Annotated in this window: 13 protein-coding genes; 8 read left to right on the top strand and 5 right to left on the bottom strand. The window is 68.9% G+C overall.

The genetic code is table 11. The features are described 5' to 3' along the window. Positions 1-283 precede the first annotated feature (283 nt). Both ABZU76_RS21450 and ABZU76_RS21445 read left to right on the top strand, forming a co-directional pair. Positions 284-1,123: an LLM class F420-dependent oxidoreductase gene (locus ABZU76_RS21450; RefSeq protein WP_354872161.1), complete on the top strand. Its 840-nt coding sequence runs from the start codon at positions 284-286 to the stop codon at positions 1,121-1,123. Positions 1,124-1,347: 224 nt separating this feature from the next. Then, a complete protein-coding gene (locus tag ABZU76_RS21445) occupies positions 1,348-1,719 on the top strand; it encodes an ankyrin repeat domain-containing protein (protein WP_354872158.1) in 372 nt (123 codons plus the stop codon). Positions 1,720-1,774: 55 nt separating this feature from the next. Here the strand turns inward: ABZU76_RS21445 and ABZU76_RS21440 are convergent, their stop codons facing one another. The 3 genes from ABZU76_RS21440 to ABZU76_RS21430 form a co-directional block, all read right to left on the bottom strand. After that, positions 1,775-3,241 carry a catalase gene (locus ABZU76_RS21440; RefSeq protein WP_354872156.1) on the bottom strand — a complete coding sequence of 489 codons (1,467 nt, stop codon included), beginning with the start codon at positions 3,239-3,241 and terminating at the stop codon, positions 1,775-1,777. A 25-nt stretch (positions 3,242-3,266) separates the two neighbouring features. After that, positions 3,267-3,686, bottom strand: coding sequence for a Fur family transcriptional regulator (locus ABZU76_RS21435; protein WP_354872153.1), 420 nt, complete (start codon positions 3,684-3,686; stop codon positions 3,267-3,269). Positions 3,687-4,109: 423 nt separating this feature from the next. Then, positions 4,110-5,030 (bottom strand): LysR family transcriptional regulator, encoded by a 921-nt coding sequence (locus tag ABZU76_RS21430; protein ID WP_354872151.1) that lies wholly within the window; start codon positions 5,028-5,030, stop codon positions 4,110-4,112. Positions 5,031-5,100: 70 nt separating this feature from the next. Here ABZU76_RS21430 and ABZU76_RS21425 point away from each other — a divergent pair, with 70 nt between their 5' ends. The 4 genes from ABZU76_RS21425 to ABZU76_RS21410 all read left to right on the top strand — a co-directional run bounded on the left by ABZU76_RS21425 (position 5,101) and on the right by ABZU76_RS21410 (position 9,495). Next, positions 5,101-6,030, top strand: coding sequence for an SDR family NAD(P)-dependent oxidoreductase (locus ABZU76_RS21425; RefSeq protein WP_354872150.1), 930 nt, complete (start codon positions 5,101-5,103; stop codon positions 6,028-6,030). Continuing rightward, on the top strand, positions 6,027-6,857 hold the full coding sequence (locus ABZU76_RS21420; RefSeq protein ID WP_354872148.1) for an SDR family NAD(P)-dependent oxidoreductase: 831 nt from the start codon (positions 6,027-6,029) through the stop codon (positions 6,855-6,857). The genes ABZU76_RS21425 and ABZU76_RS21420 overlap by 4 nt, the downstream gene beginning before the upstream one ends. 196 nt (positions 6,858-7,053) lie before the next feature. Beyond that, positions 7,054-8,565, top strand: a complete 1,512-nt coding sequence (locus tag ABZU76_RS21415) for a trypsin-like serine protease (protein ID WP_354872146.1) — start codon at positions 7,054-7,056, stop codon at positions 8,563-8,565. A 369-nt stretch (positions 8,566-8,934) separates the two neighbouring features. Further along, a complete protein-coding gene (locus tag ABZU76_RS21410) occupies positions 8,935-9,495 on the top strand; it encodes a hypothetical protein (RefSeq protein ID WP_354872144.1) in 561 nt (186 codons plus the stop codon). On the opposite strand, the gene ABZU76_RS21405 is transcribed toward ABZU76_RS21410, so the two are convergent. Next, a complete protein-coding gene (locus ABZU76_RS21405; protein ID WP_354872142.1) occupies positions 9,496-10,350 on the bottom strand; it encodes an LLM class flavin-dependent oxidoreductase in 855 nt (284 codons plus the stop codon). Beyond that, positions 10,350-11,246: an SDR family oxidoreductase gene (locus ABZU76_RS21400; protein ID WP_354872139.1), complete on the bottom strand. Its 897-nt coding sequence runs from the start codon at positions 11,244-11,246 to the stop codon at positions 10,350-10,352. The genes ABZU76_RS21405 and ABZU76_RS21400 overlap by 1 nt, the downstream gene beginning before the upstream one ends. 125 nt (positions 11,247-11,371) lie before the next feature. Between ABZU76_RS21400 and ABZU76_RS21395 the strand changes: the two genes are divergently transcribed. Both ABZU76_RS21395 and ABZU76_RS21390 read left to right on the top strand, forming a co-directional pair. Then, entirely contained in the window at positions 11,372-12,259 is an 888-nt protein-coding gene (locus ABZU76_RS21395) for a LysR family transcriptional regulator (protein WP_354872137.1), read from the top strand. 114 nt (positions 12,260-12,373) lie between these two features. Continuing rightward, complete coding sequence (locus ABZU76_RS21390) at positions 12,374-12,661, top strand: hypothetical protein (protein ID WP_354872136.1); 288 nt, start codon at positions 12,374-12,376, stop codon at positions 12,659-12,661. The last annotated feature ends 169 nt before the right edge of the window (positions 12,662-12,830 follow it).

Raw genomic sequence — 12,830 nt, 5'->3', positions numbered from 1 at the left:
CCCCACCCCGCCGGGCCCACCCGTTTGTAACCCCTGGGGTATAGGGGGGGGGGCCACAACAGGGCGCTCGGGTACGAAATTTTTTTTACGGGGGCGCGCCCCCGTTGTCCCGCGGCGGGGCCGCCCACTGTCCACAAGACACTGACGGTCAGCTCTTCTTCCAGGTGCACCTGCCAAGCACCTGGTACACGCAAAGGGACACGATTCGGACGAGCGCCTGTCCGCCGCCGCCCACGGCGACGGTGTTGGCAGCTGGGGTTACTCCAGGTTTACGCTGACGACCATGCGATTCGCCATCAAGACTTCGCCCCAGAACACCGTCTGGGAGGACATGCTCTCGGTCTGGCAGACGGCCGACGAGATCGAGCTGTTCGAATCCGGCTGGACGTTCGACCACTTCTATCCCATTTTCTCCGATTCGACCGGCCCCTGCTTGGAGGGCTGGGTCACGCTGACCGCGCTCGCGCAGGCCACCAAGCGGCTGCGCCTGGGCACGCTCGTCAGCGGCATGCACTACCGGCACCCCGCGCTGCTCGCGAACATGGCCGCGACGCTCGACATCGTGTCCGGCGGGCGCCTGGAGATCGGCATCGGCGCCGGGTGGAACGAGGAGGAGTCCGGCGGGTACGGCATGGAGCTGGGCACCATCAAGGAACGCAGCGACCGTTTCGAGGAAGGCTGCGAGGTCCTGATCAGCCTGCTGACTCAGGAAACCACCACCTTCAAGGGCACGCACTACCAGCTCACCGACGCCCGCAACGAACCCAAGGGCGTCCAGAAGCCCCACCCGCCCATCTGCATCGGCGGCAGCGGCGAAAAGCGCACCCTGCGCACGGCCGCGAAGTACGCCGACCACTGGAACTTCACCGGCGGCACGCCCGAGCAGTTCGCCCACAAGCGCGACGTCCTGCACCGCCACTGCGCCGACATCGGCCGCGACCCCAGCGAGATCACGCTGTCCTCCCACGTGCGCCTCGAACCTGACCTGGATTACGCCGCGGTCGCCAAGCAGGCCGAGGGCCTCGGCGAGGCCGGCCTCGACCTGGCCATCGTCTACCTGCCGCCGCCCCACACTCCCGCGGTGCTGGAGCCGCTGGCGAAGGCGCTCGAACCGCTGCGTTGATCTTTCACCGGGGCCGCGCATTCACTTGTGCGCGGCCCCGTAGAGGGAGGTCGAGGCTTCGGAATACCGGGCCGGCACCACTCGTTCCTTGACTGTCCACAGAAGATCTTTCCGCAGTGCTTCGAACACATCCCGAAAGCACTCACTCGCTCGATCCATTCAGGACGGATGAGCGCCGCACTTCAGATTCCGGAATACGCATCACGCGATGCTAAAATTCCACCATGCCCGCTGACGAAAACGAAGACCTCCGGAAACGAGCCCGCACCGTCATGGCGGACCTCGCGCGGGACGGCAACACGAAAGAGCTCGCGGAGTTCATCGCGCACGGCCTGGACGTCAACGCGCTCGACGAGGCCGGCAATTCACTCCTCATGCTCGCCGCGTACCACGGGCGGGGCGAGACCGTGGAGTACTTGCTGCAGCACGGCGCCGATCCCGACATCTGCAACGCCCGCAACCAGTCGCCGATCGCGGGCGCGTTGTTCAAGGGCGAGACGGAAATCGTCGCGGCCCTGAAGAAGGCGGGGGCCGATCTGGACGCCGGGACGCCGAGCGCGCGGGAAGCCGCGAAAATGTTCGGGCAGAGCCTGTAGAAAAGCCGTTGCCCCCGTCGCGAAAACGGCGACGGGGGCAACGGCCACAAAGGACTTACAGAGCGCCCAGGACCTCGCAGGCCTTCTGCACACCCTCACCGTAGGCCGGGTCGGCCTTGGCGCAGTTGTCGATGTGCCGCTGGACGGTTTCCTTGCGCGCACCCTTGATCGCGCGCGCCGTGTTCTCGAACAGACGCTGTTGTTCGTCCGCGGACAACAGGCGGAACAGGTTGCCCGGCTGCGTGAAGTAGTCGTCGTCGTCTTCGCGGAAGTTGAAGTGGTCCGCAGTCGAGCCGACGGCCTGCGCCGGGTCGGCGTACGAGGGCTGCTCCTGCCAGCGGCCGAAGTTGTTCGGCTCGACGCCCGGGACGCCACCCTGGTTGCCGTCGACGCGCATGGCGCCGTCGCGGTGGTAGGTGTTGACCACCTTGGCGCCGCGCGGGTAGTTGACCGGGATCTGGTGGTGGTTCACGCCGACGCGGTAGCGGGCGGCGTCACCGTAGGAGAACAGGCGGCCCTGCAGCATCTTGTCCGGGCTGAACGAGATGCCGGGGATCAGGTTGGCCGGGGTGAAGGCGGCCTGCTCGACGTCCTGGAAGTAGTTGTCCGGGTTGCGGTTGAGCTCGAACTCGCCGACCTCGATCAGCGGGTAGTCCTTCTTGCTCCACACCTTCGTCAGGTCGAAGGGGTGGAAGCGGTAGGTCGCCGCGTCGGCCTCGGGCATGACCTGCACGAGCAGCTTCCACTTCGGGAAGTCGCCACGCTCGATGGCGTCGAAGAGGTCGCGCTGGTTCGACTCTCGGTCGGCGGCGATGACGGCGCCGGATTCCTCGTCGGTCAGGTTCTCGATGCCCTGCTGGGTACGGAAGTGGAACTTGACCCAGTTCCGCTCGCCCGCCGCGTTGATCAAGCTGTAGGTGTGCGAGCCGAAGCCGTGCATGTGCCGGTACGACTTGGGGATGCCGCGGTCGGTCATGATGATCGTGACCTGGTGCAGCGCCTCGGGCAGGTTCGTCCAGTAACCCCAGTTGTTCTCGGGGTCACGCAAGTTGGTGCGCGGGTCACGCTTCACCGCGCGGTTGAGATCAGGGAACTTCAGCGGGTCGCGGTGGAAGAACACCGGCGTGTTGTTGCCGACGACGTCCCAGTTGCCCTCTTCGGTGTAGAAACGAAGCGCGAAACCGCGAATGTCACGCTCGGCGTCGGCCGCGCCGCGCTCACCCGCGACGCTCGAGAACCGCGCGAACATCTCGCACTCGTTGCCGACCTTGGCGAAGATCGCGGCCTTCGTGTACTGCGAAATGTCGTGCGTGACGCGGAAAGTGCCCCACGCGCCGGAGCCCTTGGCGTGCATGCGGCGCTCCGGGATGACCTCGCGGTCGAAGTGCGCCAGCTTCTCGATGAGCCACAGGTCCTGCAACAGCACCGGGCCGCGCGGGCCGGCGGTGACGCTGTTCTGGTTGTCCACGACCGGCGCACCCGCCGCCGTCGTCAGCGGTTTGGTGTTTTCCTCGAAAGCCACTTCATCTCCTTCAGGTGGTGGACAATCAGTTTTCGTTGCAGGAAGGGCAAAGGCCCCAGTAGGTCACTTCGGCCTCGTCGATGACGAACCCGTTGGTGCTCGCGGGTGCGAGGCAAGGCCGCTCCCCCACCGCGCAGTCGACGTCGGCGACCGCACCGCAGCGGCGGCAGACCACGTGGTGGTGGTTGTCGCCCGTGCGCATTTCGAATCGCGCCGGCGACCCGGCCGGCTCGATGCGCCGCACCAGCCCCACCTCTCCCAGCGCCGCGAGGATGTCGTACACCGCCTGCGTCGACACCGCACCGAGCTCGGAGCGCACCGCCCGGACCACCGCCTCGACGTCCGCGTGCGGCCGCTGCGCCACCGCGTGCAGCACAGCGGTCCGCTGTTTGGTGACTCTTAGTGAGACACCCCGCAGACGTTCCGCATGATCAGTGGCCGGCATGAGGGCATCAGACCATGTTTTCTGGAACAAGTCCAGACTAGAGATTGGACACGTTCAAGTGAATCGAAGCGCTCATCCGAGCAAGGCGTGTGACTTCAGCAACGCCCTGAACAGGGAGGACTGTGCGCCAGTGATCAAGGGTTGGTGTTTTGGCGACAGAGCCGTGGTCGGATTCGCACATCCGCTGAGATGGTAGTCACAGGAGTTGATCACCGCCGAGACTCGAGTGTTCGTTCTCGCGCATGAGTACATAAAGTGATTGTCGTGCTGACGGTGTGTGCGCCAGTCGGACGGCCGCACCCTCCACCAGCGGTGACGCCCTGCTCCTTCTCCGCTCGATCCGCCCACATGTGCGTTTCCGAACCGCTCGCGCCGCGTACAACGGTCGAGCCTGCTCAAGGTAGCGGCAAACGGCCGTCTCCATCAGAACCCTTCAACCTCCCCCTTCAACGCCGCCGTGCGAAAAGCCTCCGCGAGACGCGCCGCGGCGTCCGAAAGGCGGCCCGGTAGGCGGGCAAGCAAGATGCGCCGCCGTTCGGAAGGCCCTCCCCGGACGGGAAGGACGCGGACGCCGGGCGGGAGCACCGGAGTGAGGGCGGTGGGCACGGTCGTGATGCCGCAGCCGGCGGCGACGAGGTGGAGCTTGGCGAGCCAGTCGCGCGCGGTGTGGGCGATGTCGGGGCGCTCGTCGAGGCCGGGCCAGACGCCCATGACGTGCTCGTTGCGCGAGCCGGCGATCCAGCGCTGGCCGGACAGGTCGGCGACGTCGATGAACTGGCCGCGCGCGAGGGGATGGCTGGTGGGCACGGCGACGCACAGGCTGCGCTCGGCAAGGGTCTGCACCTGCAGCGCCGGGGTTTCGCTGTCCGGCGGGCGGAAGGGCGGCGTCGACGCGATCAGCGCCAGGTCCAGCGTGCCCGCGCGCAGTGCGCGGACCAGCGCGGGGGTGCTGCCTTCGCGCGTGGTCACGGTGATGCCGGGGTGCGTGCGGCGCAGTTCCGCCAGCGCGCGGGGCACCAAGGCGGCGCCGGCGCTGGCGAACCAGCCGAGCCGGACGCTGCCGTGACCGTCGGGCAGGCCGTCGAGGTCGCGCGCCGCGGCGTCCACCTCGTCGACGACGGTGGCGGCGCGGCGCACGACCAGCCGACCGGCGGGTGTGAGGCGCACACCGTCGTGGCGGCGTTCGACGAGCGGGGTGCCCGCGGCGCGCTCCAGTGACGCGATCTGGCGGGACACGGCGGACTGCGTGTAGCCGAGGGCGGCGGCCGCGGCGGTGAACGAGCCCCGCTCGGCCACCTCGCGGAACACCCGCAGCGCGGTGAGCGACGCGTCGGTGAAGGCCATGACGATTACGCATACCAGACTTGACGAACTTTCGCTGGCAGCATGCCCTGTGACTGCTTAGCGTGAAAGTATGACCTTGATCCAGACTCCCTTCGGCTTCGCCAGCACAGCGGCGGAGGTGGCCGAAGGCATCGACCTCAGCGGGCGACGCGCGGTGGTGACCGGGGCGTCGTCCGGGATCGGCGTGGAGACCGCCCGCGCCCTGGCCTCGACCGGCGCCGAGGTGACCCTGGCCGTCCGCGACGTCGCCGCCGGCGAACGCACGGCGAAGGACATCGCCGCGAGCACCGGCAGCACCGCGGTGCGCGTCGCGGAGCTGGACCTCACCGACCCGGCCTCGATCGCCGCTTTCACGTCCACTTGGGACGGTCCGCTGCACGTCCTCGTCGCCAACGCCGGCGTGATGGCGAGCCCCGAGCAGTACACCGAACAGGGGTGGGAGTGGCAGTTCGCCACCAACCACATCGGACACTTCCTGCTCGCCACCGGACTGCACCCCACGCTGGCCGCAGACGGCTCGGCGCGCGTCGTCGTGGTGAGCTCGAGCGGGCACCAGCTCTCGCCGGTGGTGTTCGACGACGTGAACTTCGCCTTCCGCCGCTACGATCCGTGGCTCGCTTATGGACAGTCCAAAACGGCCAACGTGCTGTTCGCCGTCGAGGCCACGCGTCGCTGGGCTCGGGACGGCATCACGGCGAACGCCGTCATGCCGGGCGGGATCTTCACCAACCTGCAGCGCCACACGAACGGCCGCGGCAGCGGGACCGTCCCGCCCGAACTGATGAAGACCCTCGAACAGGGTGCGGCGACGTCGGTCCTGGTCGCCACGTCACCGCTAGTGGAGGGCATCAGCGGCCGGTACTTTGTGGACTGCGCGGAGACGCCGACCATCGACCGGCGCGGAGAAGCACCGCAGTTGCACGGTGTCGCACGCTACGCCCTCGACCCCGATGGCGCCGCGCGGCTGTGGGAGCTCACGGAAGGTCTGGTGCGAGCATGACCGTCGCACTGGTCACCGGAGCCACCCAAGGGCTGGGCCTGGCGCTCGTCGAGGGCCTCGCGCAGCGTCTGTCCACCCAGGACACCGTCTACCTCACGGGACGGGATCTCGGCCGGGTCGGTGAGGCCGTGGAGTCGCTGCCCGCGGGCGGGGCGACGGTCCGAGGCGAACTGCTCGACGTAGCCGATCCAGCGTCCGTCACCCGGCTCGCCAAGGTGCTGAGCGATCGCCACGGCGGGGTCGACGTCGTGTTCGGCAACGCAGTGATGCGCGTCGGTCCCGACGACGACCCGCGGGCGATCGTGGGCCCCTACACGGAAGTCAACAACTTCGGTACGACGAGATTGTTGCGGGCGTTCGCCCCACTGCTGCGGGACGGCGGCAAACTGCTCGTCGTCGCCAGCTCGCTCGGCACGCTGCACTACCTGGCGCCGGTCCTGCACGATCGCTTCGACGGCCTGGCCTCGCTGGACGACGCCGACAAGGCCGTCGCGAACTGGCGGGACGCGGTCGCGGACGGCAGCGCCCGCGCCGGTGCGTGGCCCGGGTTCGTGAACATCCCGTCGAAGATCGGGCAGGTCGCGGCTGTACGTGCGCTCGCCGCGGTGCGCCGCGCGAGCGACGCGGAGCGCGGGATCCTGCTCGCGTCGGTGTGCCCGGGGATGATGAACACGCCGACGTCGGCGCTCTGGTGGGACGTCAGCACGGCCGCCACTCCGGCCGCGGCGGCGGTGCCGCTCCTCGACCTCGCCCTTTCCCCCACGGACTCCGATCACTACGGCCAGTTGATCCGCTACGGAGCCGTGTTGCCGTGGGCGCCGGGCTAGCGTGGTCGTGATTCACGCCGACGAAGGACGCGTGCGCCGCGCGGTTGGCCGATAAGCAGGCGAAGAGCGCCGAGCCGATCGACCTCGTCGGGCACGACGGGGGTGCGCTACTGGGGCGCTGTCACAGGATCGTGACGTTCCGGTCGAGGTGCGCGCACACAGGGTGAGGAGTCTGAGCGGGTTCTGTGATCCACAGGTGAGAGGGAGCCCGTTGAAACTCCGAAGTGTGCTGGCCGTCGTGGCGGCAGCGTTGTCCGTGACCGCGTTGGGTGTTGCTCCGGCATCAGCGATTGTTGGCGGAGTCCCATCACCGCGTGCGTATCCGTTCACCGGGTCGCTGAACCGACCGGCCGACTCATCGCGGCCTGACGGGCACGTGTGCGGGGTGACGCTGGTCGCGCCGCAATGGGTGGTGACGGCGTCGCACTGCGCGCGCAACGATCTCGAGACCCAGGTCGGCTACCCGCACGACTGGTCGGTGCGGCTGGGCTCGGTAAGCGCGACGTCTGGCGGTGAGGTGATCGCGGTCGAGAAGTTCGTGCGACGTTCGAACGGCACCCTCCCGCACATCTTCGGCAAGGACATCGCGCTGCTGAAGCTGGCGCACCCCGCGAAGGCAGTGCCGATCAAGATCAGCGCGAAGGCCCCGGCGCCGGGCACGGGCGCGCGCATCATGGGCTGGGGCATGACCTGCAATCAGTCCGCCCCGCAGTGCTACCCCGACCACCTGCTCGAGGCCGACACTGTTGTCCAGCCAACATCAACCTGTCTGGTTTCGCTCAGCGACCTGTGCATCGGCGCACTCGACGGCAAGGTGGGCCCCACCAACATGGACTCCGGTGGCCCGGCGCTCGTGAAGGAAGGCGGCGCTTGGACGTTGGCCGGTGTCGTCAGCGGCGGCGACAACGGGCCGGGGATCTACACGAACGTGCCCGCGTATGCCGACTGGGTGCGCGAGACCATCGCGGAACGCCACCCGATTCTCGAGGGCGCCGTGAACCTGGGCTCGTGCGCGGGGTCGCTGGTCCGCAAGGCCGGCGCCAGTCCGGACGACCCCGGCCTGCTGCTGACCAACGGCCACTGCATTACCGGCGACCACCCCGCCGTGGGCTCGGCGGTGACGGAGCGCACGGAGGCCCGCGATGCCGCGGTGCTGTCCGCGTCGGGCGGGATCAAGGCGACCCTGCGCACCACGAAGCTGTTGTACGCCACCATGACCGGCACCGACGTCGCCCTGTACCAAGTGGACAAGACCTACGCGCAGCTCGCCGCCGCAGGCGCGAAGGTCTTCGAGCTCGGCACGCGCGAACCCCAGCAAGCCGACCAGCTCGACGTGCTTTCGGGCACACACCGGAAGACCTGGGCGTGTTCGGTCGCGAACATCGTCCCGGAACTCCGCGAGGGCGGCTACACGCAGCACAATGCGATCCAGTACAGCGAAGACTGCATCCCCGGCAGCGGCGACTCCGGCTCGCCGGTGCTCGACCCGCACACCGGTCAGGTCGTGGGCATCCACAACACGTCCAACAGCTTGGGCAAGGTGTGCGATGTGGACAACCCCTGCGAGGTCGACGAAAACGGCGTCATCACCGTCCACATGGGCCGGTCCTACGGGCAGCAGACCGCCGGGATTCCGGCTTGCCTCGGGACTGGGTCGACGGTGGATCTTTCGTTGGCGGGATGTGGGTTGACGAAGCCGAAGGCATGAGTTGCCGGGGTGGCCCCGGGCCTTTCATGGGCGCGGGGTCACCCCATTTTGCGGTGAGATCCCCGCATTCGACGGTCACGAAACCCTGCCGCAACGCGATTTCCTGGGAACACCCGGTGTCGGTCGGCAGGATCTCGTCGAGGAGGACCGCACCGGGGAGCTCCCGGGTGGACCTGATGGAGAACGACAGGCCGGTGACGTTCGCCCCAACGCAGCGAAACAAACCTCATCAACGAAGCCTTCTGCCTGGCCGAGGCGCTTCCTCGGGAGCATGGGTCACCCTACAGTTCCCCAAAAGGGACAATTGGGATGATCACGAGTGGATCTCCGAGACCGGGATCTCCCCGAAGATCGGGCAGGATTCGGGACATGTATTTGCCCAGAAGACTCATCGCCGTCGCCTTCGTGGTGGCGGCCGCCGCGGGGTGTGCCGCTGGCGGCGCGGCGACCACGGTGGAGGGACCCACGACGACGACGTTCGTGGCAGCGGCGTCGCCGGAGCGGCTCAGTGCGGCGTGTCCGTTTCTGGACTCGGGCGAAGTCCAGCATGAGCTCGCGGACGGCAACAGCTTCGAAAGCACTGAGGAAGAACCCGATACCCAGGGCGGTGTCACCCTGTACGCCTGCTCGTATCACCGCGCCCGCGATTCGCATGCCGCCCTGGTGGAACTGGGCGTCGGCGATGCGCCGGGTTTCGACTCGCCGGAGGCTGCTTTCCGGGCTTCGGCCCGCGGCTGCGCCGACGAGCCCAAGCCGTTCACCGACGACGCCGTCTACTGCACCACCTCCCTGGGCAGTACCACCATCACCATCGCCAAACGGAGTCACGGCCGGATCCGGGTCGCCCAGCTGGGATTCCGCCGCGCTCCCAGCGACGCGTTCCTCGACGCCTACGCCGAGCTGGCGAAGACCGTCGCCGGGAGGTTGTGATCAGCGGAGCGCCGGGGCCAGCGACACGAGGTGGTCGATGCCCGGGCCGAATTCCGTGCCCGCTGGGGAAAGCAGGGTGACGTGGTCGGCGCCGGCGTCGAGGTGGGCTTGGACGGCGACGGAGACGTGGTCCGGACCCTCGAACGCGACGAGGGTCCGCACCAGGTCGTCGGTGGGCTCGGCCGGGTAGCCGAGGTCCGCGAGTGTTGTGCGGAAAGCGGTGCGGCTGAGCCAGTTCGAGACGGTTTGGCGGGCCGTCTCGAACGAGTCCGCGATCGATTGCGCGACGACGAGGAGTTTGTCCGGGCCCAGGATCCGTCGGGCGAGAGCCGTGTGCTGCGGCGGCAGGCCGGCGGGGAGCGCGCCGTCGGCGAGGTCGGCGGCGAGGGTGAGCATCTTCGGGCCGTTGGCGCCCAGGATGAGCGGGTACGGCGCGTCCGGGGCGGGTGGCCGGGTTTCCGCCGCCATACCCTCCACATAGGACCGCATGGTAGCCAGCGGAGTCCCGAACGGACGGTCGACACTCGACGCCTGTTGCGGGTAGCCGACGCCGAGGCCGAGCGTGAACCGGCCCGGGAAAGCCTGCGCCAGGAAGGAAGCGGCCGCGTGCGCGGTCTGGGGCGCCCGGGCCCAGATGTTGGCCACGCAGGTGCCGAACACCAGTGACTCGGTGGCACCGAGAAGCACCGCCAGCTGGGCGAGGGCGTCTTTGCCGATGACCTCGTTGGTCCACGCCGCGTGGTAGCCGGCGCGTTCCAGGCGGCGCACGGCGGTGCGCTGGTCGTCGGCCGAAGGGGTGCTGGTGAAGGTGACCGGCAGGCACACGCCGACTGGGCCGGCTCCGAACATCGCCATCAGCGGGAGAAGTAGTGGCCGGCGTCCAAATCGGACAGCAATCCGGAATGAGTGGGGTGCCAGTCGAACAAGTCTTGGGCGCGGGCGCTCGACGCCGGCATGTCCGCGGCGAAGATCGGCCCCAGCCAGCCGAAGTGCTCGGCCGCCTGCTCGACTGGGACGGACTCGACCGGCAGCCCGAGGTGCTTGCCGACGCGCTCGGCGATCTCGCGTACGGGGATGCCCTCGTCGCCGACGGCGTGCAGGCGCGTGCCCGCCGGGGCGTGCTCGAGGGCCAGGCGGTAGAGGCGCGCGGCATCGAGGCAGTGGACGGCGGGCCAGCGGTTGGCGCCGTCGCCGGGGTAGGCCGAAACCCCGTGGGTGCGAGCGGTTTCGATGAGCAGGGGGACGAAGCCGTGGCGGTCCTCGTCGCTGTGGACCGACCGCGGCAGCCGAACGACGGAGCCGCGGACTCCCCGCGTTGCCAACGAAACCACGATCTCTTCGGACGCGAAACGACCAGCCGCGTGGCTGTCGACTTCGGGGATGGTGTCCTCGGTCGCCACGCCGTCGGGGGTGGCCGGGGTGCCGGAGCTGATCACGAACGGGCGGCCGGTGCCTGCCAGGGCTTCCCCGATCGTCTCGATCGCGAGGCGGTCGGTGCCGACGGAGCGCTCGAAGTCGCTGAAGTCGTGGACGAACGCGGTGTGGACCACGCCCTCGGCCGCGGCGGCGCCGGTGCGCAGGCTGTCGAGGTCTTCGAGGCTGCCGCGGTGGGCCTCGGCGCCGGCCGCGGTGAGCTTGGCGGCCGACGCGTCGGAGCGGGCCAGGCCGAGCACCTGGTGGCCGGCGTCGAGCAGCTCGCGAACGACCGCGGAGCCGATGAACCCGGTCGCTCCGGTAACAAACACACGCATGGTGTTGCTCCTCAAACAAGGGATGTTCTGGTCCTTCCACCCTGCCGTCGGATTCCGCACATCGGCCAATGAAACCTTCGTATCGCGCAATACGCTTCGTGCATCACCGCCGGTAGAATAACCACATGCCCGAACATCCGGTCGACCTCGACCTCCGGCTGGTGCACTGCTTCACGGTCGTCGCGGAGCACAAGCACTTCGGCCGCGCGGCCGAGGCATTGCACGTGACGCAGCCTTCGCTGAGCCGTCAGATCCGCCGTCTCGAGCAACAGCTCGGCGCGCGGCTGCTGGACCGCACGCCGCAGGGCAGCCGGCTCACGGACGCGGGTGAGGTGTTCCTGCCGCAGGCGAAGGCGTTGCTGCGCACCGCGGCCCAGACCATCGCGCGCACGCGGGCCGCCGCGCAGCCCAGCCGGCTGGCCGTCGGGTACGCGGGCGGGCTCATCGTCACGCCCGCCGTGCGGGAGATGCGCCACCGGCATCCGGACGCCGACGTGCAGACGCTGCACGTCGCGTTCGACGACGTGCCGACTGCGCTGCTGGAGCACCGCGTCGACGTCGTCGTGAGCCGGCTGCCGTTCGCGACCGAGGGACTGCACGTCACGGTGCTTTACGACCAGCCGCGTGTGGTTATTCTCCCACTGGATCACCGGCTGGCCGGCAAGGAATCGGTGAGCATCAACGACATCGCCGACGAACCCCTGCCCCGCATGCGCGACTCCGATCCGGCGTGGAGTGCTTACTGGCGCGTCGAACCGCGGCCCGACGGCCGGCCGGCGCCCGACGGGCCCGTGATCGAAGCCCTGGAGGACAAGTTCGAGCTCGTCGCGGCCGGCCAGGCCGTGGCCATCTCCGCAGGCCACGACGTGCGCTTCCTGCGTCCCGACCTGACGTCGGTGGTGCTGGAGGACGTCGAACCGGCGCACGTCGTGCTCGCCACCCGCGCCGACGACCGCAGCCGCCTCGTCGCCGCTTTCCGGAAGTACGCGCAAACACACCTCACGGGCCGCTAAAGTGAACGGGAGTTGAACGAAAGGGTTGCCACCGTGCGCTGACTCCCCGCTCTCGCGGCCGGACCGCCGCTCTCGCGACACGACCCCGTTCCTGCGCACCCCGAGGGACCCCCGATGAGCACCGAGAACGACACCGTGCGGCAGTGGCGAGCGCCGAAAACGGTGGCAGAACTGGTAGCCGGTCCGGCCTGGACCGTCGAGCGCAGCCCCACGACCGGCCAGTGGAGCACCGCGGAGTGGCGCCACGGCTCCTGGCAGATCGGCCTGACGCCCGTGCGCCAAGGCGTGGTCGCGGCCATGCTGTGGTCGCAGGACAAACTGGTGGAACACACGCGCGGCGGCGAGGCCGCGATCTGCGCGACGGTGACCGGCTGGCTGGAGGACATCGCGCGCAAAGCGTGACTCGGGAGTTGCGGCGGCTGTCGCTATACGCCGGATGCGGCTCGTGGATGTCGGGGCGGGGCGGGGGCGTAACCGGCGGGCCCTCAGCCAGGCAGTCGCGCTTTCTTCGCTGTGCCCCGCACAGGTTCGCTCGCGGCTCCTGGAACCCGACCGAACAGCGCGGTGAACG

This window comes from Amycolatopsis sp. NPDC005232 (genome assembly GCF_040607795.1).
Classification (GTDB): Bacteria; Actinomycetota; Actinomycetes; order Mycobacteriales; family Pseudonocardiaceae; genus Amycolatopsis.
The sequence above is the reverse complement of the archived record's forward strand: the minus strand, read 5'-3'. Positions and strand labels throughout refer to the sequence as shown.

Bases quoted from the DNA above. Each gene is read 5' to 3' on its own strand.
- ABZU76_RS21395 (WP_354872137.1), top strand. From the start codon at position 11,372: ATGCCCGAACATCCGGTCGACCTCGACCTCCGGCTGGTGCACTGCTTC.
- ABZU76_RS21420 (WP_354872148.1), top strand. From the start codon at position 6,027: ATGACCGTCGCACTGGTCACCGGAGCCACCCAAGGGCTGGGCCTGGCG.
- ABZU76_RS21450 (WP_354872161.1), top strand. From the start codon at position 284: ATGCGATTCGCCATCAAGACTTCGCCCCAGAACACCGTCTGGGAGGAC.
- ABZU76_RS21435 (WP_354872153.1), bottom strand. From the start codon at position 3,686: ATGCCGGCCACTGATCATGCGGAACGTCTGCGGGGTGTCTCACTAAGA.
- ABZU76_RS21425 (WP_354872150.1), top strand. From the start codon at position 5,101: ATGACCTTGATCCAGACTCCCTTCGGCTTCGCCAGCACAGCGGCGGAG.
- ABZU76_RS21430 (WP_354872151.1), bottom strand. From the start codon at position 5,030: ATGGCCTTCACCGACGCGTCGCTCACCGCGCTGCGGGTGTTCCGCGAG.
- ABZU76_RS21410 (WP_354872144.1), top strand. From the start codon at position 8,935: ATGTATTTGCCCAGAAGACTCATCGCCGTCGCCTTCGTGGTGGCGGCC.
- ABZU76_RS21390 (WP_354872136.1), top strand. From the start codon at position 12,374: ATGAGCACCGAGAACGACACCGTGCGGCAGTGGCGAGCGCCGAAAACG.
- ABZU76_RS21405 (WP_354872142.1), bottom strand. From the start codon at position 10,350: ATGGCGATGTTCGGAGCCGGCCCAGTCGGCGTGTGCCTGCCGGTCACC.
- ABZU76_RS21445 (WP_354872158.1), top strand. From the start codon at position 1,348: ATGCCCGCTGACGAAAACGAAGACCTCCGGAAACGAGCCCGCACCGTC.
- ABZU76_RS21400 (WP_354872139.1), bottom strand. From the start codon at position 11,246: ATGCGTGTGTTTGTTACCGGAGCGACCGGGTTCATCGGCTCCGCGGTC.